Annotated in this window: 20 protein-coding genes; 12 read left to right on the plus strand and 8 right to left on the minus strand. The window is 25.3% G+C overall.

Annotated features, from left to right (window positions below; genetic code table 11):
* Positions 1-105 precede the first annotated feature (105 nt).
* Complete coding sequence (locus tag RYM86_RS06305; RefSeq protein WP_315078794.1) at positions 106-3,615, minus strand: EAL domain-containing protein; 3,510 nt, start codon at positions 3,613-3,615, stop codon at positions 106-108.
* Positions 3,616-4,041: 426 nt separating this feature from the next.
* On the opposite strand from RYM86_RS06305, the gene RYM86_RS06310 reads away from it, so the two are divergent.
* Positions 4,042-5,406 (plus strand): CHAP domain-containing protein, encoded by a 1,365-nt coding sequence (locus tag RYM86_RS06310; RefSeq protein ID WP_315078797.1) that lies wholly within the window; start codon positions 4,042-4,044, stop codon positions 5,404-5,406.
* A gap of 116 nt (positions 5,407-5,522) precedes the next feature.
* Here RYM86_RS06310 and RYM86_RS06315 read toward each other — a convergent pair whose 3' ends face one another.
* Complete coding sequence (locus tag RYM86_RS06315; RefSeq protein ID WP_315078799.1) at positions 5,523-5,771, minus strand: hypothetical protein; 249 nt, start codon at positions 5,769-5,771, stop codon at positions 5,523-5,525.
* Between the two features lie 606 nt (positions 5,772-6,377).
* On the opposite strand from RYM86_RS06315, the gene pepT reads away from it, so the two are divergent.
* Positions 6,378-7,598 (plus strand): peptidase T, encoded by a 1,221-nt coding sequence (pepT, locus tag RYM86_RS06320; protein ID WP_315078800.1) that lies wholly within the window; start codon positions 6,378-6,380, stop codon positions 7,596-7,598.
* Between the two features lie 193 nt (positions 7,599-7,791).
* Positions 7,792-8,556, plus strand: a complete 765-nt coding sequence (aroD, locus tag RYM86_RS06325; RefSeq protein WP_315078802.1) for a type I 3-dehydroquinate dehydratase — start codon at positions 7,792-7,794, stop codon at positions 8,554-8,556.
* A gap of 175 nt (positions 8,557-8,731) precedes the next feature.
* Here the strand turns inward: aroD and RYM86_RS06330 are convergent, their stop codons facing one another.
* A complete protein-coding gene (locus RYM86_RS06330; RefSeq protein ID WP_315078805.1) occupies positions 8,732-9,490 on the minus strand; it encodes a DUF3298 domain-containing protein in 759 nt (252 codons plus the stop codon).
* 378 nt (positions 9,491-9,868) lie between these two features.
* Here RYM86_RS06330 and RYM86_RS06335 point away from each other — a divergent pair, with 378 nt between their 5' ends.
* Positions 9,869-11,626: a helicase-related protein gene (locus tag RYM86_RS06335; protein ID WP_315078806.1), complete on the plus strand. Its 1,758-nt coding sequence runs from the start codon at positions 9,869-9,871 to the stop codon at positions 11,624-11,626.
* 330 nt (positions 11,627-11,956) lie between these two features.
* Here RYM86_RS06335 and RYM86_RS06340 read toward each other — a convergent pair whose 3' ends face one another.
* Positions 11,957-12,502: a 50S ribosomal protein L25 gene (locus tag RYM86_RS06340; RefSeq protein ID WP_315078808.1), complete on the minus strand. Its 546-nt coding sequence runs from the start codon at positions 12,500-12,502 to the stop codon at positions 11,957-11,959.
* Between the two features lie 239 nt (positions 12,503-12,741).
* Complete coding sequence (locus RYM86_RS06345; protein WP_315078809.1) at positions 12,742-13,290, minus strand: 50S ribosomal protein L25; 549 nt, start codon at positions 13,288-13,290, stop codon at positions 12,742-12,744.
* A 405-nt stretch (positions 13,291-13,695) separates the two neighbouring features.
* On the opposite strand from RYM86_RS06345, the gene RYM86_RS06350 reads away from it, so the two are divergent.
* The 4 genes from RYM86_RS06350 (at position 13,696) to RYM86_RS06365 (ending at position 17,558) form a co-directional block, all read left to right on the plus strand.
* Positions 13,696-14,787 carry a ribose-phosphate pyrophosphokinase gene (locus RYM86_RS06350; RefSeq protein WP_315078810.1) on the plus strand — a complete coding sequence of 364 codons (1,092 nt, stop codon included), beginning with the start codon at positions 13,696-13,698 and terminating at the stop codon, positions 14,785-14,787.
* A gap of 276 nt (positions 14,788-15,063) precedes the next feature.
* Positions 15,064-15,561, plus strand: coding sequence for a sigma-70 family RNA polymerase sigma factor (locus RYM86_RS06355; RefSeq protein ID WP_315078811.1), 498 nt, complete (start codon positions 15,064-15,066; stop codon positions 15,559-15,561).
* Positions 15,539-16,543, plus strand: a complete 1,005-nt coding sequence (locus tag RYM86_RS06360; RefSeq protein WP_315078813.1) for a hypothetical protein — start codon at positions 15,539-15,541, stop codon at positions 16,541-16,543. The genes RYM86_RS06355 and RYM86_RS06360 overlap by 23 nt, the downstream gene beginning before the upstream one ends.
* Before the next feature lie 193 nt (positions 16,544-16,736).
* Positions 16,737-17,558 (plus strand): hypothetical protein, encoded by an 822-nt coding sequence (locus tag RYM86_RS06365; RefSeq protein ID WP_315078814.1) that lies wholly within the window; start codon positions 16,737-16,739, stop codon positions 17,556-17,558.
* Positions 17,559-17,796: 238 nt separating this feature from the next.
* Here RYM86_RS06365 and RYM86_RS06370 read toward each other — a convergent pair whose 3' ends face one another.
* Both RYM86_RS06370 and RYM86_RS06375 read right to left on the minus strand, forming a co-directional pair.
* Positions 17,797-18,192, minus strand: coding sequence for a thioesterase family protein (locus RYM86_RS06370; protein ID WP_315078815.1), 396 nt, complete (start codon positions 18,190-18,192; stop codon positions 17,797-17,799).
* Positions 18,193-18,461: 269 nt separating this feature from the next.
* Complete coding sequence (locus RYM86_RS06375; protein WP_315078816.1) at positions 18,462-18,722, minus strand: hypothetical protein; 261 nt, start codon at positions 18,720-18,722, stop codon at positions 18,462-18,464.
* A 366-nt stretch (positions 18,723-19,088) separates the two neighbouring features.
* Between RYM86_RS06375 and RYM86_RS06380 the strand changes: the two genes are divergently transcribed.
* Entirely contained in the window at positions 19,089-19,463 is a 375-nt protein-coding gene (locus RYM86_RS06380) for a hypothetical protein (RefSeq protein ID WP_315078817.1), read from the plus strand.
* Between the two features lie 262 nt (positions 19,464-19,725).
* Positions 19,726-20,727 (plus strand): NlpC/P60 family protein, encoded by a 1,002-nt coding sequence (locus tag RYM86_RS06385; protein ID WP_315078818.1) that lies wholly within the window; start codon positions 19,726-19,728, stop codon positions 20,725-20,727.
* A 272-nt stretch (positions 20,728-20,999) separates the two neighbouring features.
* On the opposite strand, the gene RYM86_RS06390 is transcribed toward RYM86_RS06385, so the two are convergent.
* Complete coding sequence (locus RYM86_RS06390; protein WP_315078820.1) at positions 21,000-21,272, minus strand: hypothetical protein; 273 nt, start codon at positions 21,270-21,272, stop codon at positions 21,000-21,002.
* Between the two features lie 405 nt (positions 21,273-21,677).
* Between RYM86_RS06390 and RYM86_RS06395 the strand changes: the two genes are divergently transcribed.
* On the plus strand, positions 21,678-22,160 hold the full coding sequence (locus RYM86_RS06395) for a flavodoxin (protein WP_315078823.1): 483 nt from the start codon (positions 21,678-21,680) through the stop codon (positions 22,158-22,160).
* Between the two features lie 532 nt (positions 22,161-22,692).
* Positions 22,693-23,433, plus strand: a complete 741-nt coding sequence (locus RYM86_RS06400) for a SprT family zinc-dependent metalloprotease (RefSeq protein WP_315078825.1) — start codon at positions 22,693-22,695, stop codon at positions 23,431-23,433.
* The last annotated feature ends 351 nt before the right edge of the window (positions 23,434-23,784 follow it).

Below are 23,784 nucleotides of genomic sequence, written 5' to 3' on the forward strand. Positions count from 1 at the left end.
ATACTAATGCTAAGGTGCAATTTTATTATAAAGATTATAGAGCCAAACTTTGTAGAGAGATGATGCTAATATTTAAATAGAAAAAAAGTGGCTAAATGCCACTTTTTATCCCCATAACCTTTCCTCAAACATTTTAATAGGCATAGGCTTATCAAAAAGATATCCTTGAGCCATATCACAACCAATTTCAGTTAAAAAATCTGCTTGTTCCTTTGTTTCAATGCCTTCGGAAATTACGACTATATTTAAATCTTGAGCCATTTTAACTATATTGGATATTATTACTTTTTCCTTTGAATTTATAGATGAATTAGGAAAAAATTCTTTATCTAATTTTAAAACATCAATAGGTAAATCTTTTAAAAGATTTAATGATGAATACCCAGAACCAAAATCGTCAATAGAACAAGTAAAACCAAGAGCTTTTAACTTAGTAATTGCATTAAGTAAAACGTGAATATTATCAAAGAATATGCTTTCAGTTAACTCAAGCTCTATTAAGTTAGTTGGAACATTATATTTTTCTGTTAATTTTTTTAATCTTGGAATAAAGTCACTATCATTTATATGACATCTAGATACATTTAAAGAAATAGGTATAACTTTTTTACCATCTTGCATCCACGAATTCATTTTTTTAAATACTTCTTCATAAACATAAAAATCTAATTCAATTATAAAACCGTTCTTCTCAAATAATGGAATGAATTCATTTGGTGGTATAAGTTTTTTACTAGGGCTCATCCATCGTACCAAAGCTTCAGCTCCAACTATCATTTGTGTTGGAAGGTCAATCTTAGGTTGTAAATATACTAAAAATTCGTTGTTTTCTAGTGAAGAAAACATTAAATTTTCAATTTCTTTCTCTTTGGTAATTTTTAAATGCAAATCATCATCATATAAAGCATATTTACTTTTATGAGATCCTTTAATAGTTTTTCTTGCAATATTAGCGCGATCTATCATTAAAGATAAGTCCGTATCTTCTGAATCTATTAAATATACTCCACATATAACTGGTATTTTTAAATTATTAAAATGCATTTTTTGAGTTTCCATAAATTTTTCATTAAAAACTTTAAGTCTATTTTTTAAAGATTCTAAATTATAATATTTTAATAATATAATAAAATTATCTGCAGAAGCACGACAAATCAATTCTCCACTAAATAAGAATGAAGAAATAAAATGTGCAAAATGAACTAAAACTTTATTTCCCATTGCATATCCAGAAGTTTCATTTATATATTTAAATTTATTAATATCACAATAAATAAGTGCAAATTTAGTATATAATGTATTTGTTAATAAGTTGTTTGCAAGTACATCAAATTTAGCTAAAGTAAGAGCACCTGTTAAAGTGTCTTTTGAGGTTATTCTGTCAATAAAATTCGTTACATTAGAAAAACAAATTAAATTTGCTTTATTATCTAAGGATAAGTTTATTTCAGAAGCAGTAGAGCTAATCCAACCCTTTAAATAATTATTATAAAATTCTATTGTGTTACTATAAATATTCTTTTTATAAAGATCAGTAAGAGGACAGTGCTTACAAGGTACATCGCTATTACCAATAGCTTTATAACATGATTCTCCAACTCTAGCATTAGGATATAAATCCTGAGTGTTAGGACTAAGATATATAAGTTTATAAGAATTTGGTTTTAACATGTAGGTATATAAACTTTGATTTTTAGCAACAGCCTCAGTTAAAAGTTTTTCACTTTCTAAAAGTTCTTTAGTACGCATATTCAAAAGATAAGAACTTATTATTTTAGTTATTGAAGTAAAAGACTCAATTTCACAGTCTGTCCATGCATGATTTTCATAGCAAATATCAAAGCAAACACAACCCTTAAATTTACCATTATCAAGAATTGGACTCTGAAAAATAGATTTACTTTTAAGTGATTCATATAATTTACTTAATTCGTAAGGTAAATTATATGTATAAATATTGGAACAATTTAAATTTCCGTTTTTGTGAAAATTAATCAAATAAGTTTTCCAATCATTAAATTCTAAGTTTTGCATTACATACTTTGAAGGGGATATGTTTTTATCACACCATTCATAAGTAGTTCCAAGTAAAAGGTCATTATGGGAAGTTTCTAATATGCTTATACGACTTAGTTTAAATGAAGAACCTATCTTAGCTAAAATTAAATTTATTGCACTATTTACATCTTTTGTTTCTGACATTATATCAAAGACATAATTACAAAAGTCATTTTCAAATCCATGGCTAAATCGTTTATAACCTTCATTTTCAGTATAATAATTAAGTAAAAGACCTTCATTTTTATTAAAAGAGTCTAGCTTAGGATTAAATAATTCAAATTTGCTTTTTCCATTACTTTTTGAACTGTAAAGAGCTTTATCTGCTTTTTTAAATAGTTCATCATATGTAATGCCATGAGTAGGGTAAATAGCTATACCTATACTACAGGAGATTTTGAAATCATTATTTTCTCCAGTATAAATACTTTTGAAAATAGTGCAAAGATCATTTGCTTTTTGAGATATTACTTCATATGAACTAATGTTCTTTATAAAAATTATAAATTCATCCCCACCGATACGTCCAATAATATCAGATTCTTTGAAGACTTTTTTTATATTAGATGAAACTTCAGAAAGAACTGAATCACCAAACATATGACCTAAATTATCATTTACAGACTTAAAATTATCAATATCAATAATCATAAGAGCATGATATTTTTCTTTAGCAACTGTAGTAATATAGTTTTCAATAAGGGATTTAGTAACCACTTTATTATAAACTTTAGTAAGTGGATCAAGTTGTGCTTTTAATCTTAAAGCTTCATTTTCTCTTTTTTCTTTATCTATATTTACTATGTTTCCGATTGCTTTAATTGGTTTTTTATCTTCAAATAAAATAGTTGCTTGTATTTTAAACCATCTATATGAATTATTAAGTCCATTAATTCTAAAATCTGATGTAATAAACTCTTTCCCAGATGAAAGTGATTTCATTAAATTTAAGAATTTAGGCAGATCTTCTTTGTAAATTAAGTTATTATTTATTGTATCATGAACAAAATTAGTAATAGTATAGTCTTTTCCAGTGATATTAGTGAATTTCATTGAATAAACCATTTTACAAGTTGGGATGTCATAATCAAACAGTATATTATTTGATTGTTCAGCAATTATTTTATAATGTTTTTTTTCTAACTCTGAAGCATGTTGTATTTGCTTAGATTCTGTAATATCAACAATTATGCAAAGAAATTCTGATAAATTATTATCTGCAGTAAATTTATGACCACTTAATAAAATCCAAATTATTTCTCCACTTTTTTTCTTTAATTTAATTTCTGCTTTCGTGCAGTTATTAGCTGTATTAACTAATAATTGATCTCTTAATTTAATTAAATCTTCATTATTAATAATTTTAATAACTTGATTATTCATTAAGTTTTTGAATTCTGCACGCGTATAGCCTATTAGCTTATAGAATCCATCATTTGCATAATTAATTGAAAGGAATTCATCACAAGAAATAGTAGCAACGCCGCCATCAACACTATTGGTTATATGTTCAATTTTTTTAGCGAATATTTCTGCTTGTTGAACAAGTTTATCCATAATATAGGCCTCTCCTTCACACAAATAAATCTTATAGTAAATGATAATGTTTTTAATATAAAAAATTCAAAATTAAGTCAGTTTATAACAACTTATAGTATAACATATTATAAGTTATAGGAAAATATTATAATAAAAGCACTTTTATGTTAATTTATAAGATTATAACATATTAATTTAAGAAAATTATATATTAATGTATATAATTTTTCTTAAAAAAGTAGTAGGTAAATTAAATATAAAATTAATATAAAAAACTATTGATGAATATTGTAAAAATAATTAAAATATTGTGGAAAGTAACTCAATGTTTGCTATTATATATGATATAATTATGTCTAACATATTAAATTATTAAAATAGCAATGCTATTTTAATTCAAATGACAAAAAACATTAATAATTGACTTAAGGGGAGAAAAAATAGGTGAAAAAAAGATATCTAACGAAGATAATATTTACATCTTTAACAATTACTATGTTATTAAGTTTAAATTCAGTGACGGCATATGCTGCATGGCAAAAAGATTCACAAAATAAGTGGAATTGGCTCGAAAATGATACTAAAGCAACTGGATGGAAAGATATAAATAGTTCTTGGTACTATTTCAATATAAACGGCATTATGAATACAGGCTGGTTAAAAGACAATGATGGAAGATGGTATTACTTAGCAAGTAGTGGAGAAATGCAGAGTGGATGGTTTAAGGATAATGATAATAAGTGGTATCACCTATCTAGAAGTGGTGCTATGGATATCGGTTGGCTTAAAGATACAGATAATAAATGGTATTATCTTTCAAATAGTGGGGTTATGCTTACTGGATGGTTAAAAGATAAAAATGAAAAATGGTATTACTTATCTAATGATGGCTCAATGGATATTGGATGGTTAGAGGATAATGGTAATATTTATTATCTTAATTCTAGTGGTGAAATGGTAACTGGAAAATTAACAATTGATGGAGATGTATATGTATTTTCTGAAAATGGTCAATTACTAAGTAAAGAAATATCTAATTCAATCGAAAGTGATGAGACAAGCTCTGACAAAATTAGAAAAGGATATGTTATAACAGAAAGTTCACCATTAAATGTAAGAGAAGAACCATCAGCTTCATCAAATATATTGGGAACTGTACCTAAGAAAAGTAAAGTAAAGGTTATAGGGAAAGAAGTAAATGGTTTCTATAAAATTTCATATAATGATTTAACGGGATGGTCAAGTAGTGAATGGATAAAATTTATAAGTGATGACGATGAGATAATAGATGAAGAATTAAATGAAGATAATAAAGAGGATTTAGATGAAGGGCTAAACGTAGAGCTTGGTGAAGAAAGAACGGCACCGCCAGCTTTAGATAATAAATATTATTATTCTAATAATAATATATTTTATAAAGTAAAACTTTCTCCACCATTTTTAAAAGATGATGGAAGTCCTATATTAGGAAACTGTACATGGTATGCATGGGGACGTATATGGGAACTTACTGGACAAGCACCAATTGATGCAAAATTCCTAGGGAATGGATATGAGTGGTGGCAATCTAATCTTGATACTGGTAAATATAAAACAGGCAATAAACCAAAGGTAGGGGCTCTAGCTGTATGGAAGCCATCTTTAGCAGGTTCAGGTGGATTTGGTCATGTTGCAGTAATTGAAAAAATAGAAAATAACAAGGTATATATATCAGAATCATCTTGGCATGGATCACTATTCAAATATAGAGAACTATATAATACACAAGATTTATATGGATATATATATTTAGATGAACTAAATTATTAGTAAGAACATAGTAAATTGCCCTAACTAAATTTTCTAATCTAGTTAGGGCAATTTATATATTTTTTTTAAGTTATAGTTGTATAAATAAATATGAGTACTATTTATCTTTTATATTATTAAAAAAAATTTTTTTTATTATTTAAGTAGTTTTTATGAACTGCATTAAAGAAGAAATTGGTGATTTTTTCATCGATTTTATCGTCACTTATCTTATTTGATATTTTATTGGAATAATTTTTAGATTCTTTGATTTTATTATTGGATTTCAATGGGATTATTTTAGATTCACTTTTAATTAGGTTATTACCTTCTTTTATAGTAGTTGACTTCATGGTATTTTTATATTTAATATACATTAAATCCATAGCTATTTAACCTCTCAACATTATATTTTTTATGTGAACTTGCTTATGATTTAATATATGTTAATTATTTTTATATATACATAATAATTTATATATATTGTAAATTATTTGATATAATACTATAAGTAGGGCTATTAGTTAGATTAATCTATTTGATTGAGTATTTTATGAAGAAATATTTTTTACAAAAATTCAAATATTTAAATATGACTGAACAGTAATAGAATTCTTATTGATATTTGAAAAAAAGTAATATTTGTTAAAAATAATAAGTAAGATACTATGAAATTTATAAATAGATATAGAAACTAATGAAAAGGATTAAAATTAATTTGGGGGATTAATATTAGAAGAAAATATTGAAGAAATATAATATTTAGATGATAATAATTATATAAAACAATACGAAAATACAATGATTAGTTAAACAAAATGTTATATTAAAAATTATCAATTGCCATGGAATTGGCAACATATAATAAAAAAACCATATTAAAAAATTTAATTATAGACTATATTGTTTATATGTAGTCGATGCATGAAATGAGTAAAATCAATCCGTTTAGCGTAGGCTACACGAGATATTTAAGGAAGAAGGTAATTTAAATGAAAGCTTATGAACGTTTATTAAAATATGTAAAGGTATATACTACATCAGATGAAAATTCTTTAACACATCCAACAACTAAAAGACAATTTGATTTAGCAAATTTACTTGTAGAAGAAATGAAAGAACTCAGGTTTAAAGATGTTAGATGTGATGAGCAGTGTTATGTTTATGGATTTATTCCAGCAACTAAAGGCTATGAAGATAAAAATAGTATAGGACTTATAGCTCATATGGATACAGCACCAGCTGCTTGTGGAGAAAATGTAAAACCTCAAGTGATTGAAAATTATGATGGCGGAGATGTTATATTAAAGGGAAATAACAGCATTTTATCTCCAGAAAGATTTCCACATTTAAAAACTTTAAAGGGAAGAACACTTATTACAACAGATGGAACAACACTTCTTGGTGCTGATGATAAAGCAGGCATTGCTGAGATACTTACTGCATGTGAAACTATAATGAATGAAAATATACCTCATGGAAAGATTTGTGTAGGATTTACTCCTGATGAAGAGGTTGGTCAAGGTGCGGATCTTTTTGATGTTAAGAATTTTGGGGCAGACTTTGCTTATACAATTGATGGGGGAATAGAAGGCGAAATAGCATATGAAAATTTCAATGCAGCAGGTGCAAAAGTAGAGATAAGTGGAGTATCTGTTCATCCAGGAAGTGCTAAAAATACTATGATAAATGCTTTGAATGTAGCTATAGAATTTAATTCTATGTTACCAGCATGTGAAAGACCTGAATATACAGAGGGATATGAAGGGTTTTATTATTTAGAAAAATTAAGTGGAAATACAGATAATGCAAGTATGGAATACATTTTACGTGACCATGATGCAGAAAAATTTGAAGTTAAAAAATCTACTATGAAATTAGTTGAAAAACTTATTAATGAAAAGTATGGAGATGGTACTGTTAAAGTTACATTAAAAGAACAATATAAGAATATGGTTGAACTTGTAAAACCATGTTTCCATTTAGTAGATAATGCAATAGAAGCTATGAAAAGTTTAAATGTAACACCAATTGTTGAACCAATCAGAGGTGGTACTGATGGTGCAAGATTAAGTTATATGGGGCTTCCGTGTCCTAATTTAGGAACTGGTGGATTTGCGTATCATGGTGAATTTGAACATATAACAGTTGAAGGTATGGATATTTGCACAAATATCATTATTGAAATATTAAAAAGATATGCTGAAGAATAACTAAAGATAACAAAGAATTAATAACTATAGTTGATTATGAGGATAAGTATATAAAACTAATAAATAATAATTTAAAAGGCGAAAACATTGCAATAGAAGTGTCAAAGATACTAAATAAAGATTAAATTGTGATATGTTCATAAAAAAGTATATAAATTTACTACAACAGAGAAGAAGTATGGGGGCAATAAATATGAAGAGGGTAGTACAAGTAAAAAACGTGAAAATAGGTGAAGGTATACCTAAAATATGCGTACCTATTGTTGGGGCTACAAGTAAAGAAATATTAGATGAAGCAGAAAAGTTAAAAGATTTAAATTTAGATATAGTTGAATGGCGCGTTGATTTTTACGAAGAAGTTTTTGATATAGAAAAAGTAAAGGATACTCTTTTAAGATTAACAACAACTTTAAATGAAATACCACTTATTTTTACATTTAGAAATAAAATAGAGGGTGGAGAAAAGGAAATTTCAATTGAATACTATATGAAATTAAATTCAGAAATAGCTAAAACTCAATTAGTAGATTTAATTGATGTTGAGTTGTTTATAGGTGATGATTTAGTAAAAGAGATAGTAGAAGTTGCACATGATAATGAAGTTAAGGTTATTATTTCAAATCATGATTTTTTTAAAACTCCATGTAAAGAAGAAATTATATCTAGATTAATTAAAATGATACAATTGAAAGGTGATTTACCTAAAATAGCTGTTATGCCACAAAGTGAAATAGATGTTTTAACTTTACTTTATGCTACAAATGAAGTAAAGCATAAATGTCCCAATAATTCAATAATAACCATGTCTATGAGTGGAAGAGGTGTTATAAGTAGAATTTCAGGAGAAATTTTTGGATCTTGTTTAACTTTTGGTGCTGCAAAAAAAGCATCAGCACCTGGGCAAATAGGAGTGGAAGAATTACATTCTGTACTTCAATTATTGCATAAAAATATATAATTTAAAGGGAGCTACTACTAGAGCGGCTCCCTTTTGATATATAGAAAATTGTAGAATTCTAATATATATTTTTTTATAAAGTCTATAGATTTTCAGAGTCTTAATTTTCAACTTTTATTTATCTAATGTTAACTAAAACTTAGTGAAGTCACTTAGTTTATTGTTTTAATTTTTTCTAATCAGCTATAGAGTTATGGTATAAATAGTTTTCACCAAATAAACTTAAAGGAATTTTGAATTCTGGTATTCCCATGCAGTATGGTGCTATTTCATATTGTTGATAGTATATTACAAGATTATCTCCATCAATATAAAAGTTTACGTCATCATTAACTCCTTCAAAATTTAGTAATGAAGCAAAATACTTTTCAGAATCACTGATAATTTGTTTTGATATTGCATCATTTATTATTTGTTTATAATCATATCCTTTTATAAACAAATTATTTAAAGATAATAAATCTTTTGTATTGTTGTCTACTGTATATGCATTTCTTAAAGTGCTTCCATGAGCACCACCAGTAAATGAATAAATGTCCGTATATAAGCTTGTTAGTGAAGTAGAATTATTAGTTAACTTATAATTTACATTTAGTTCATATGGATAAGTTGTAAATTCTTTTCCAAACATATCAAAATATTCTTTACTTTGAATTTTCATATTATATGCTAATGAGTTAATACAATTATTAATTTTTTCATTTATGATATTAATTTTTTCATTATTGCTTTCAGTTTTAAGATTAGGTAATGTAATATCTTGATTGAAATATGAGGAAGTTTTAGCTAAATTAGTTTCTATTACTTGTACTTGTGAGCTAGTGGTATTTATAGTAGAAGCACTTGCTTTTTGTCCAGTACTTAAAAGTAGGCTAGTAGTCATTATTAGCGCTAGGCTAGCTAATATTATTTTTCGTATATAATTTCTTTTCATAGTATCGTCTCCTTATTATTTGTTTATTATTCCTTTAGTAATATATTAATTCAAAATTTACCATACTTTGTTACAAATGACTTACAAAATAATTTCAAATAGTTTGCTTTAATAAAATTAAATTTAATAATGTAGATATATTTTAGTGGAGTGTTGATATAGGTATTTAAAATAGAATGAATAATTTATTAGTTTATATAGCCTTTAAGTAAGAAAATTCTTAATTGTGATATAATAAAAATACAAGGTATTTTAAGAAAATTTTAATATAAATATAAATTATAGACATAGTTTAAAAGTAAGTGGTTTAAACTAGAAGGATATTAAAAACAGAAGGTAAATAAATTCTTCAGTATTATTTAGTTGGAGGTTTTGTTAATGAAGAAGAATGCAGCGCAAAGAGAATTTAAGAAATATAAGAGCCAGATAAATCAAATAGAGGAAATAGTAGAGCATTCAAAACCAGGAGCACTTATAGAACATGAAAGCTCAATTAGAAAGAAATTAAGGCATCTTAAGGAATTTGAGAATCAAGGGTTAAAGGATTTCAACCAGGTGTATGAAAAATATGAACAATTATTAGAATATGTTTCAAAGAGAATGCTTGATTATTATAATAATAAAAATAATACAGATTTTGATTTTTACCAAGTTGTACGTGGAAATTATAATAACTTTTTAAATCAAGGTTTAATGACTGTATTAACTAAAATGCATATACCAAAATTAATAGCAAAAGAATTCGAAGAAAAATTCCCAACTAATCCAAAAGATGAATATATTCATACTAGACATATGAAAAGAAAATTTTATATTCACTTAGGTGATACCAATACTGGTAAAACTTATAATGCAATAGAGCGCCTTAAAACTGCAAAGAATGGAGTTTATTTATCTCCACTTAGAATTCTTGCGTTAGAAAATTTTGAAAGGCTTAATAAAGAAGGCGTAGTTTGTGATTTATTAACTGGAGAAGAAGAAATAATAAAGGTTGGAGCTACTCATGCTTCATGTACAATAGAAAAGGTTAATTTAAAAGAACATTACGATATAGCTGTAATTGATGAAATTCAAATGATTAGCGATACTCATAGGGGCATGGCTTGGAGTAAAGCTGTACTTGGATTGCAATGTGACGAAATACATATATGTGGAGCATCTAATGCAAAATATATATTAGAAAAAATGCTAAAAGATTGTAATGATGAATATGAAATAAAAGATTATAAAAGATCTATTCCTCTCGAGGTTGAATATAAGAACTTTAATTATAATGATGTTAAAGACGGAGATGCTATTGTAGTTTTTTCAAAAAAAAGAGTATTAGAAATAGCAGAGGATTATTCACGAGAAGGAATAAAAGCTAGTATAATATATGGGGATTTACCACCAGAAGTTAGAAGAATGCAATATGAACAATTTGTTAATAAAGAAACAAAGGTTCTTGTAACTACAGATGCTATAGGAATGGGAGTTAATTTACCAATAAGAAGAATTATTTTTATGAGCATAAGAAAGTTTGATGGAGAAGAAGTAAGAGAATTAACGTCGCAAGAAGTAAAACAAGTTGGTGGGCGTGCAGGAAGAATAGGAATTTATGATGTAGGATATATTGCTGGAGTAGGCGGTACAGCTGACTTTATTAAATCTAAATTAGAAGCAGAGGATAATACTATAAGAAAAGCTGTAGTAGGACCATCAGATGCAATACTTAAAATAAAAAGTTTACCTTTGAATGAAAAGTTAGCACTATGGAGTACTAGAGAAGAAAAATTAGATTATTATACTAAAATGGATATTAGTGAGTATATTTTAATTTTAGATAAAATAAAGAAATATAAATTAAAAGAAGAGGATGAATGGGATTTATTAAAAGTACCTTTTGATGTTTCAAGAGATGACTTAATGGAAACATTCTTAAATTATGTAGATGAATTATTCATTAATAAACAAGATGAGTTGTTTATTCCACAGTGTTATACAGGTAATTTAGATGATTTAGAAATATATTATCAAAAGGTAAATATGTATTATTCACTTTCTAAAATATTTAATTTAAAGTTTGATGCTGAATGGGTTTATGATGAAAGAATAAAAATAAGTGAAGCAATAAATGAAATATTAATAAGAATGTAAAAAGATTTTTATTTAAGGTTATGTTGATAATGTGCCACTTTGTCAATTGCATATATCAGCACATATTTAAAATATATAAAGCACATTATAATAATAGACCAATATATAAGTTATATTATGTTAAATAAGTAAATATGTTTAGTATTAGTTAAGCTTATTTATTTGTATTAAAACAAAATATATAAAGATATTTGGTCTATTATTTTATGTGTTTAATTTAATTTATTATATTAAAATAATCCATTTCTTAAAAAATAATAATATACATATCTCTTAAGCACTATATTAATTATCTAAACAATATCATAGTATATGATATTTGTTAAAAAACTATAAGCAAGGATTTATAACAGCTAATAATGTTTTAGGATCAGTTGTCACCAATATATCCTTTGGTACATTAATATTTTCAACAAATAATTTATCCTCACAATTCATTTTAGATACATTAACTTCAAGAAATTCAGGGATTTTTTCAACATCTCCTTGGAAATCTATAAAAGGAGTAAATGTTTCTAATACTAATCTTTTTGTTTCTAAATTTTCTTGTCCAATATATTTAATAGGTATTCTCATCTTAATTTTTTCATTTGGTTTTACAGATTGAAAACTAACATGTAAAATTTCTCTAGGATTAAGTTTTTGTATCTCTTTAACTACACAGTTAAATTTTTTATCCTCTAAATCTAGAGTAATAATAGAACCACTATTATTATTTCTTATCATCCTATGAAGTTCAGCATTACACATTTTTACTGAAATTGATTCCTTTAGGAATTCACCAAAAATTATACCCGGAATTAATCCAGTTTTTCTAAGTTTGTTTTTACTTTCCTTTGTATTTCTTTCATAGACCTTAAATGATACATTTGCCATAATAAATAACCTCTTTTCTAATTTTTGAATTTTAATATGGTTTTTATTAAGCTCATAAAAAATAAGTTAAGGTGCATAAATCCATACAAAAATGAATTTGAATGCATAAAAACTATATAGAGAGCTTAACTTTGAAGCTCCACATATGCATCAACCTCCTTTGCTTATTAATTAAAGCATAATAAATATATACTTAAAAGTCAAATTTAGGAAGAGAAAAGAGGCAATATAAATATGAACTATTCAATAAAAGGAGTTATTACAGCTAGTAATGTCTTAGGATCAGTCATTACTAATACATCATCGGGTACATTGATATCCTCAACAAATAATTTATCTTCACAACTCATTTTAGATACATTAACTTCAAGGAATTCAGGTATTTTTTCAACATCTCCTTGGAAATCTATAAAAGGAGTAAATGTTTCTAATAATAACCTGTTTGTTTCTAAATTTTCTTGTCCAACATATTTAATAGGTATTCTCATCTTAATTTTTTCATTTGGTTTTACAGATTGAAAACTAACATGCAAAATTTTGCTAGGACTAAGTTTTTGAATTTCTTTAACCACACAATTAATTTTTTTATCGTTTAAATTTAAAGTTATAATAGAACCACTATTGTTGTTTGTTATCATCTTATTAAATTCACCAGTAGTCATTTTTACAGGAATTGATTCCTTTAAGAATTCACCAAAGATTACACATGGAATCAATCCAGTTCTTCTAAGACCCTTTTTATTTTCTTTTACACTTCTTTCGTATACATTAAATGTTACATTTGACATAAAAAAACCCCTCTTTTCTAATTTTAATAAAGTACATGTTTTATTAAGCTTAAAAAATAAGTTAAGCTTAACAAAATACATGAAAGAAAAATTTGAATACATATTAATTACATAAGAAATTTTCTTTAAATATGATAAATGCATTCTTCCCTTTATTATTTAGTATTTCAAAGGTGTACCAAATATACATTTAAGTCAAAAAAAGTAAAACAAAAGATATGAAAATAAATAAGTATTTTCCAATAATGTGGATTATGCAGATTAATAAATATATAGTATAATATATATATAATATTTTACTAAAATTATGATAACATATTTATAAATATGTATTTTTAGTATATACTGTTATAGGTAATATATTTAAAAATAAAAGATAAATTATAAATAAAGGGAGAGAAACTAATGACTGAATTAAATCATGAACTTGGAATAATAGCATTAGAAAGCTGTAAAGAATTAGGTAAGGCCATAGATGACTTTATAAGAACTACTAGAAAACAAGAGGAGTCATTTTTAATACCGATTAATGAAATAAGATTTTCTAATGGTGAAGGAAAGGTTAAGATTTCTGAAACAGTGAGAGGAAAAGACATTTACATATTATGTGACGTTGGAAATTATAGTTGCACATATAAAATGTTTGGTTTCAAAAATCATAAAGGTCCAGATGAACATTTCCAAGACATTAAAAGAACAGTTTCAGCTATTAGAGGAAAAGCTGCTAGAATTACTGTAATAATGCCACTTCTTTATGAATCAAGACAGCATAGACGTAAAGGAAGAGAATCTTTAGACTGCGCTTTAGCACTTCAAGAACTAGAAAGATTAGGAGTAGACGAAATTCTTACATTTGATGTTCATGACCCTAATATTCAAAATGCTATTCCATTATTATCTTTTGAAAATATTTATCCAACTTATGATATAGTAAAATCAATTATATTAAATGAAAAATCATTAGAACTAAATAAAGAAAAATTACTAGTAATAAGTCCGGACACTGGAGCAATGGATAGAGCTATTTACTATTCAAGTGTATTAGGTGTTGATGTTGGATTATTTTATAAGAGAAGAGATCATACAACTATAGTTAATGGTAAAAATCCTATAGTACAACATGAATATATGGGAAGAGATGTTACTGGAAAAGATGTTTTAATTGTTGATGATATGATAGCATCTGGTGAATCTGTTCTTGATATCGCAAAGGAATTAAAAAGCATAGGCGCTAGAAATGTATATGTAGCTGCAACATTTGCATTCTTTACTGAAGGTCTTAATAAGTTTAATAAAGCTTACGAAGAAGGATTAATAAAGAGAATTTACTCTACTAATTTGACATACATACCGCAATCATTAAAAGATGCTGAGTGGTTTACAAGTGCTGATATGTCAGAATTTGTATCTAGAGTAATAAATAGATTAAATCATGGAAAATCAATTGCTAAATATATGGATGCAACAAGAATAATACATACTTTATTAAATGAATAATATTTAAGGCATTAAAAATAAGCTATATTATTGTTTTTTCAATAATATAGCTTATTTTAGTATAATAAATTATATTACATTAATATCAAAATAATAATTTTTAATCATTATCTTAATACTTTTAAAAAGTAATTGTTGTAGTATAGCTTGGATATTAAATGAATAACAAGAAAAAATATAGTATTAAAGATAATTATAGATAAATGAAAAAATTTCATATTAATGCAACATTTTATGTTCCTTAATTGTTTTACAAGTGAAGGGGGAAACTACCTTATGGGTAATTCACTATATATAGATGAACATATTTCACAAGATTTAGATAAATATGGGGATATGATATTAAGACTTGGATATTCATATATGAAAAATATACATGATGCTGAAGATGTATTACAAGAAGTTTTACTTAAACTAATTCAGGGTACAAATGAATTTGAAAATGAAGAACATAAAAAAGCATGGCTTATATGTGTTAGTAGAAATATTTGTAAAAATAAATTAAAATCTTCTTGGTTTAAAAAAAGAGAAGAGTTTCAAGAGCTTCCATACTATGATAACTATTTAAATCATGATGTCTTTGAGGCTGTTATGAAGTTACCTACTAAATATAGAGAGGTTATACATTTATTTTATTATGAAGATTACTCTACAATTCAAATTTCAAATTTAATTAATAAAAAGGAATCTACAGTACGGTCATTATTGCATAGAGCCAGAAACATACTAAAAGACAAATTAAAGGAGGAATATGATTTTGAGCAAGAATTATAAAAAGACTATGGATAAAATTACTGTAGATGATGAAATGAAAAAAAGAATACTAAATAATATAGATTTTATAAATCAAGAAAATACAAAAGGCAAATTGAAAAAGAGAAGTTATAGAAGTTTAGGAGCTTTAGCAGCAGCAGCATGCTTTAGTATTATTGTATTTTCAGTTAATATAAAAATGAGTTTAAATGATAAAATGAAAATGTCATTAAATGACAATAAAGAAATATCATTTAATCAAACAAAAGATAACAGTAATGAAAGCTCAAATGTAAATGGCATAGATGCAGATGCATATGAAAATAATGAGAAGAACTTAGAGTTAGGTGAAGAAACTTCATCAGAAAAAACTAAAGATAATTATAATAGAACTTCAGCAAGCAATAACTCAATAAGTAATAATATGTCAAATAATAATGCAACTAATAAAAGTTCAAATAACATCAAAGAAGAAATTCCCAAAGAGAAAAACATAGAACAAGAAACAGAAACAAATATAAAAGAAGATTCTTTAAATAATTCGAAACCAATAATACAAGCAGCATATGATAATAATTACACTGATAGTAAAATTAAATTAGTTCAGAGTGATAAAAACTTAAATAAAAATTTTAAAAATTTAGATGAATTAAATTCCAATTTAGATTTTTCTATAAAAACACCTCAAGAAGTTATAGAAAATAAAGATATAAAAAATATAAACCTTAAAGAAAATAATAATATATTAATAAGTTACGAAAATAGTGATGTAAAATTAGATCTTGAAGTAAAGAAAGAGGTTTCTAAAGAAGAGAAAATTAATGATTCTAAATATGAAATAGAAAAGAACATAAATATAAATGATAAAATTGTTTCATTAAAAGGAAATGATGAGGTAATTAACACTGCAAACTGGAGTGATGAGGATTTATCATATTCTATAAATTCAGATAAAGGAATAAGTGAAGATAAAGTAATAAAAATTATTGGAAGTGTAAAATAATTTTTTATGAATAGATATTATTTTTGGGAAAGAATAAATTCGGGAATATTAATAATTTAAAGTATTATATCTTAACATATAATACAAAAAGAAAAGCAGAGTTTGGGAAGGCTCTGCTTTTTGTTTTATTCTAGAAAGCTTTATGGTAAAATTATAACAAAGCAAATAGTATTTTTAGAAAGGAAGTTCACAAATGAATTGGCTTAATAAACTAGAAAGAAAGTTTGGTAAATATTATATACCTAATTTAATGTGGTTAGTTATTAGCTTAAGTGCTTTTGTGTATGCGGTGACATACATTATTTTAGGTAACTTTAGTTATGTAGATAAATTAGTTTTATCCCCACAAGCTATAATGAATGGTGAAATTTGGAGACTTATTACATTTGTATTAATACCGCCTCTAAGTGGAAGTATATTCATGGTAGCGTTAGGACTATATTTTGATTATATTGTAGGCACTACATTAGAGAATGTATGGGGCGGATTTAAATTTAATGTTTATTTCTTTGTTGGAATGTTAAGTACTATAATAATATCATTTTTAACAGGAATGCCTGCAACCGGTGCAGCCGTGACATTATCAATTTTCTTAGCATTTGCAAAACTATTTCCTGAATATACTGTATTATTATTTTTTATAATACCTGTAAAAATGAAATGGCTTGGATATCTAGCATGGGCAAAAATAATATTTGATATAGTTTTTTCATTAATCAATGGTGGAGGATTTATAGGGGTAATTATATGTCTAGTACCAATAATTAATTACTTGTTGTTTTTTGGGAAAAGTAATTATAAAGAAACAAAAGTTAGAACAGGTTCTGTAATAAGAATGAGTGAATATAAAAAATCGATAAAAGGAAATAAAAAAGAATACAGACACAAATGTGTAGTGTGTGGAATGACAGATAAAGATGATCCTAATATGTTATTTAGATATTGTAGTAAATGTAAAGGTGATTATGCATATTGTGAAAAACATATATATGATCATGAGCATATTATAGAGTAAAGAAAAATTTTGAGAAGATTTTAGAGCTGTTGCTAATAAAATGCAACAGTTTTTTTATTCTTTAGGAAATTATATTACTAAAGAATATGTGGATAACTTTTAAGATACTATATTTTAAAGATATTATGAGTACCCCTAAAGAATGAATGAGAAAAAAGAGACTAACAAAATCATTGCAAAAATCAATTTGTTAGTCTCTTCTTGGTTAAATAAGATTTTGGGAATATATAAAACAAAACTATGAATTTTTACGTTCAATTGCTTTGTTTATAAAGCTATCTTTTTTTACGCATACACGCTCATGCTCACCAGTAGCAATTAAGCCATTGTTATCAAATGCCTTTAATGAAAAAGAATATTTACGACCGTCTACGGCTGTAAGTTCAGCTTCAGCATAAACTTTAACACCTTCTGCAGTTGCTGCTAGATGATTTACTGTGATTTTGGTACCAACAGTAGTATAAATATCTTCTAAAAAAGTTTGAGCTAAATCAGCAGCAGCGCCTTCCATGATAGCTGCAACCATTGGAGTCGCAAAAACTTCAACACTTCCGCTTCCAACATTAACTGCTAGTGTATCTTTTGTAACCATAAGTTCTCTTTTATATATTTGTCCGATTTTTGGTTCGTTCATTATGTATTCATCCTTTCATTTAAAGTATAGTTAAATTGTAGCATATTTAATACGATTACACCAGGAAATATGGAAGGTTTTGCACAACCGATTTTACGTAACACATAGCTTAAAATGTGGCATATATTAAGGTAAAGTATAAATATTAAAATAAATTTAGAGATTATAGAAATATGAAAAAAGGAAGTCTCAGACTGCTTTATTAAAACAGTCTGAGACTTCAATAATAATTATTGTATAAAATTTATATTAATTGTAAAATATTCATTTTAATAAAAAGTTCTTCTTGATGAAATTAATGTTATCTCAGTAGGGTCTTCAACTGTATATTTAGTATTATGATTATAATACTTGTTACTATAATAAATAGATTCCGAATTATTATTAAATAAATTAGAAATACAATTCCATAGTTTTGTTAAAATTGCTAATAAATCTAATGAATTTTCTAAACTTTTATTTTGAGAGATATTTTTAGTAGCGTTAGCCACTAAGTGTAATTTAGATTTTTTTAGTGTTCCATAGTTCATAATAATCCCTCCGATTCAAAAAATATTTTATAATAAATTCTTTAAGTTTAAAATCTTTTCTTAAGTATAATATAACTTACTTTTTTAAAATTTACATCTTAGATAAATTAACAATCTATTAAAAAAATCATAAAAAACCGAAAAAACATCCATGGATAAGTTTTAAATTAATATTATAATATTAATTTATTAATTTTATATCATATTTAATAAAAATAGTAAAATATGAAAAATTTTCTAGTAGCATTATTTGATATTTTTATTAATATAAAAATTATGTCAAATATGTTTCATAATTTAGACTATTGAGTTATAATTTATTTATAAAATAAAATACAAGAGATTAAATGTGGGGAGAATACAGCTATGAATATTATTGGATGTGTATTAATATTAAAAGATGATTTTAACAACATTTTAGTTTTAAAAAAGAAGGTTAAAAGAAGACAACAGGAAATATGGTCATTACTTAACACACCCTTAAAAGGAAAAAAAGATTGTCAAAGATCTTTAAGTAAAGCAGCAAATAAAATGTTAAAAACAGTACTTTTTCAACTTGAAGAATTTAAAGAATTCAGTATAAATGAAGAAGAAGCAGTAAAGGCATATACTGGAGTACTTAGAGAAAGATATGTTTTGGACAAAAGTTATGCTGATGCAAATTGGATAAGTAAAAATAATTTAGAAAAATATGAATTTGAAAAACTTGATAGAAGAATCTTAGAAGAATATTTTAAATAATATGTTACATAAAGACAAATTTATATTTCAATTCATAAGATTTTGAGGAAAGTGGCTATATTAGCCACTTTTTTGTTTGAAAAATTATAATTTTTTATTAATTAATGAATTATTAATAAATTCGTAAAAAATAGGAACTGACTTTGCTTTATAATAAAGATAGTCTTCTATACTCATAAAATTAAATTTACTGAGATATCCATTGGATGAATAGATAGATATCAAGGTTTTATATTGTATAAAACTATATAAGGAGAATATGATGAAAAAGAAGTTTACAACTATAATTATATCAGCAGTTATACTTTTTAATTCTGTGAGTAGTACTACACCAGTCCTTGCAGCTCCAAATAATTTAAGTATAAATGAAGTTATTCAAAACATACAAGAATATGATAGTAAAATTGAAACAAATATGGACAAGTTAAATAAATATAAAGAGCAAATTTTAGAAAAAGAAAATGAAATAAAAGCAAATGAAGAAGAGCTAGAAATAGCTAAAAAGAATTTACAAAAAAAGGATGAACTATTATCTGAAAGATTAAGAAATGTTCATATGGATGGTGGATTTGAAGTGACACCATTAAAATATTTAGACGCTTTATTTACTTCAGGAAATGTAATGGATGCTGTAGAAAAAGTTCAAGTAATTTCTCAAATGTGTAAGAGTGATAAAAAGCTTGTTACAGAAGCTAAAAATGCTGAACAAAATCTTAATGATATGCAAAATAAAATAGAAAAAGAAAATGAAGAATTACAAAAAAATAAAGATGAAATAGAAAAAAATCTTAAAGAGCTAGAAGATCAAAAGAAGCAACTTGTAGATTATGTACAAGAAAATAGTGATATATTAATAGATAGTACAAGCAGTATAATACCAATAACATTATCGTCTGATATATCAGATGAAGCTAGAGCTATAATTAAGGAAGCTCAAAAGTATTTAGGAATTCCTTATTTATGGGGAGGAACAACTCCAGAAGGGTTTGATTGTTCGGGTCTTATGCAATATGTGTTCAACTCACAAGGTATAGAGTTGCCAAGAGTATCACAAGATCAACAAAGCTTTGCAGAAACTATTAATTTATCAGAATTAAAACCAGGTGATTTGGTATTTAATAAATCATCAAATTCAACACATGTTGGACTTTACATAGGGGATGATAAGTATTTACATGCACCACATACTGGTGATGTTGTAAAGATAAGTACATTAAGTACATCTAATATGAAATATGCTACAAGAGTACTAAAGGTAGATTAGATGTTGGTTTCAAGTAGATTATAATTTGATTTTTCACTTTTCACATCATTATTAAATTTATAAAAATGATGTGGGGGGTGATTTTTTATGCATAATTTATTTCCTAGTATTTTAATATTAGCTAATTTAATAACAAGTATATCATATTATTTGGAATTTATGTTCACAATAGAATATCAATAAATGCTTAATGTATACTTTTAAATAAATATAAAAATTGGAGTATAAGCATGTTTAAATATTACCTATACTCCGATTTTTAAAGGGTTATATTAAATTACTTTTTCCGATATAGAATTTAAGTTATCCTTAGTTTCTGTACTGAATTCTGTTAAATTTGCTGTTTGATCGTAAATGGTATCAAGTTTTTTATTTATATTTGAAACATCAGATTGCAATTTAATTGCATCAATCTTAGTAGAAGAAACATCAGACTTTAATATATTAATATCAGCTTGCAAAACATTAATATCAAACTTTATTGAATTTTGATTTTGCTCAATAGCATCAAGCTTAGATAATATAGTATTAAATATTTGCTCCATCAATAATACTCCTTTGTATAAAATAAATTACATATAGTTTTCTCATTCCTTAGAATAAAATACTAATCTTCTAAATTAGTTTATTCTTATAGTAATTTGTTGATATATTTAAAATAATCATTAAATTATATATTGTATTTAATAATATACTTTTTCTTAATTTACTTTAGATTATACAACATATATAAGAAAATATATGTAGGTAAAATTTAGAAAATTATATATAAGTGTTGCATTAAGTCAAAATCAAAGTCTAAGTTTATGATATAATAGTATAAAGAATATGATATTATGAAATTCTAATTATCAAAAAACTGTGTAATTAATGCATATTTCCAATATTAAAATAGTAAAAATTAAATATTAGTATCTTACTAAAATAAATGTGAAAAGTAGGGAGTATATATGAAAAATTTAGTAGTATTTTATTCATTAGAAGGAAGTACAAAGCTTATAGCAAATACTATAGCTAAAAAATTGAATGCTGATATTTTAGAATTGATACCAGAGAAGAGTTACTGTAATTCAGGATTTAAGAAGTTCTTTTGGGGAGGCAAAAGTGTATTATTTAAAGAAAAGCCAAAGCTTAAGAACATAGATATTGATATAGAAAAATACGCAAATATTTTTATTGGAACACCTATATGGGTAGGCACATATGCACCACCATTTAATACTTTTTTAGATACTTATAATATAGAAAACAAAAACATAGGATTATTTGCTTGCCATGGCGGCGGTGGAGCATCAAAATTCTTTAAGAATATAAAGAATGAAATTCCTAATAATAATTTTATAGGAGAAATTGATTTCCTTGAACCAATTAAAAATGATAAAGATAAAAATATAGAAAAAGCAATAAAATGGATAGATGAAATTATTATGTAAATTGCTTAAAAGTGAGCTTTTAAAGGCGATTAAAAATATATTGGCAATTTATGCTGTAATAAAGATATACTATTTAAAGATAGGTATTAACAATATGAAAAAATATCTTGTTGTGAGGATGTAATTATGAGGAGAATACAAACTATTGAGTTTAAATTAAGTATAATAATATCCATAATTATTACATTTATTATACCAGCTACTATCATAAAAAATGGAAGTATAATTGAATGTTTATTTGGATTTCCGTATAGGTATTTATATATATATCAATTGAATGATAGTAATTCAAATTTATTTGTTAATCTATTTAATGGCAATAAAGGAATGAATATTAACATATTTGAACTTTTTATTAACGTAGTAATTATATATTTTTTATTATTACTAATAAAAAAAGTTTATATTAATATACGAAGAACAAAAAGTCAGTAACTCAAAATTGTTACTGACTTTTAAAGTATAACTATATAATTTAGGAATAGATATTTATTAAAAAGAAGAATAGTTATGTAACTTTGGAGGAATTTAAATGAATTTTGAATACAAAGGTGAAAGTATTGATTTTCAGATTATAAGGAGAAAAAGAAAGTCTATTTGTATAAAAATAGATATAAATGGAGAAGTACAAGTTATAGCACCTATGAGAATATCAAAAGAATATATATTAAATTTTCTTAATGAAAAAAACGATTGGATTATTGAAAAGAGAAAAGAATTAAAAACTGTTTTGAATAAAAAAGTGAAGAGAGAATTTAAAGAAGGAAACACATTTATGTACTTAGGAAAAGAATATCCCATTCATTTAATTTTCAATGATAAAGTGAAGAAAATATCTGTAGATTTTATTGATGAAAGTTTAAATTCCAATATAGAGGGTCAATCTGAATTTATTATAAAAACTAATACATATGATGTTGAAAAATTGAAAAATGCTTTAGAAAATTGGTATAGGTGTAAGACTTTAAGTATAGTTAAAGAGCGAATAAAATTATACGAATTCAAGCTTAAAGATAAGATAACTAAGGTAACAGTTAAAGAACAAAAAAGGAGATATGCCAGTATAAATATAAAAAATGAAACTTTTTTCAATTGGAGAATAAGCATGGCACCACTTGAAGTGATTGATTATATCGTTGTACATGAAATGTGTCATATGGATTTTAGAAATCATTCAAACCAATTTTGGAACAGAGTAGAGGACGTTATGCCAAATTATAAGAAGTGTCATGAATATTTAAAAGAAAATGGAATTAATATGACGATAGATTAATGAAATAAGTAATGCTTATTATAAAGATAAATAGTTTTCTATTAAATGTTACCGATAGATTATAAAAGGATATTTTTTAGTAAGATGTTTATATATGCATAAGTAAAGTGGACGGAGTAATTGAACTTAGGAATACTAGAAATGATTATAGTCCTATTTTAGCTTGTTCCAAATATAAAATTGCGACAAGCAGTAAATATGAATTAAAAATAAAACTCGACTCCTATATAGTCGCTGAGTAAGTTTGAGAAACAAAATATGAAATGCACTGTGTGAGAGCTCATTTTACAAAATGTAAAATTTGGACATTCACTTTTTAACTCTCACTTAACTATTCTCAAAGTCCAATTA

It is taken from the genome of uncultured Clostridium sp., from assembly GCF_963527835.1.
GTDB lineage: Bacteria > Bacillota > Clostridia > Clostridiales > Clostridiaceae > Clostridium.

Coding starts and splice junctions, on each gene's coding strand:
- RYM86_RS06395 (WP_315078823.1), top strand. CDS start 21,678: ATGAAAAATTTAGTAGTATTTTATTCATTAGAAGGAAGTACAAAGCTT.
- RYM86_RS06335 (WP_315078806.1), top strand. CDS start 9,869: ATGAAGAAGAATGCAGCGCAAAGAGAATTTAAGAAATATAAGAGCCAG.
- RYM86_RS06315 (WP_315078799.1), bottom strand. CDS start 5,771: ATGGATTTAATGTATATTAAATATAAAAATACCATGAAGTCAACTACT.
- RYM86_RS06400 (WP_315078825.1), top strand. CDS start 22,693: ATGAATTTTGAATACAAAGGTGAAAGTATTGATTTTCAGATTATAAGG.
- aroD (WP_315078802.1), top strand. CDS start 7,792: ATGAAGAGGGTAGTACAAGTAAAAAACGTGAAAATAGGTGAAGGTATA.
- pepT (WP_315078800.1), top strand. CDS start 6,378: ATGAAAGCTTATGAACGTTTATTAAAATATGTAAAGGTATATACTACA.
- RYM86_RS06355 (WP_315078811.1), top strand. CDS start 15,064: ATGGGTAATTCACTATATATAGATGAACATATTTCACAAGATTTAGAT.
- RYM86_RS06385 (WP_315078818.1), top strand. CDS start 19,726: ATGAAAAAGAAGTTTACAACTATAATTATATCAGCAGTTATACTTTTT.
- RYM86_RS06350 (WP_315078810.1), top strand. CDS start 13,696: ATGACTGAATTAAATCATGAACTTGGAATAATAGCATTAGAAAGCTGT.
- RYM86_RS06345 (WP_315078809.1), bottom strand. CDS start 13,290: ATGTCAAATGTAACATTTAATGTATACGAAAGAAGTGTAAAAGAAAAT.
- RYM86_RS06375 (WP_315078816.1), bottom strand. CDS start 18,722: ATGAACTATGGAACACTAAAAAAATCTAAATTACACTTAGTGGCTAAC.
- RYM86_RS06370 (WP_315078815.1), bottom strand. CDS start 18,192: ATGAACGAACCAAAAATCGGACAAATATATAAAAGAGAACTTATGGTT.
- RYM86_RS06305 (WP_315078794.1), bottom strand. CDS start 3,615: ATGGATAAACTTGTTCAACAAGCAGAAATATTCGCTAAAAAAATTGAA.
- RYM86_RS06380 (WP_315078817.1), top strand. CDS start 19,089: ATGAATATTATTGGATGTGTATTAATATTAAAAGATGATTTTAACAAC.
- RYM86_RS06390 (WP_315078820.1), bottom strand. CDS start 21,272: ATGGAGCAAATATTTAATACTATATTATCTAAGCTTGATGCTATTGAG.
- RYM86_RS06330 (WP_315078805.1), bottom strand. CDS start 9,490: ATGAAAAGAAATTATATACGAAAAATAATATTAGCTAGCCTAGCGCTA.
- RYM86_RS06365 (WP_315078814.1), top strand. CDS start 16,737: ATGAATTGGCTTAATAAACTAGAAAGAAAGTTTGGTAAATATTATATA.
- RYM86_RS06360 (WP_315078813.1), top strand. CDS start 15,539: ATGATTTTGAGCAAGAATTATAAAAAGACTATGGATAAAATTACTGTA.
- RYM86_RS06340 (WP_315078808.1), bottom strand. CDS start 12,502: ATGGCAAATGTATCATTTAAGGTCTATGAAAGAAATACAAAGGAAAGT.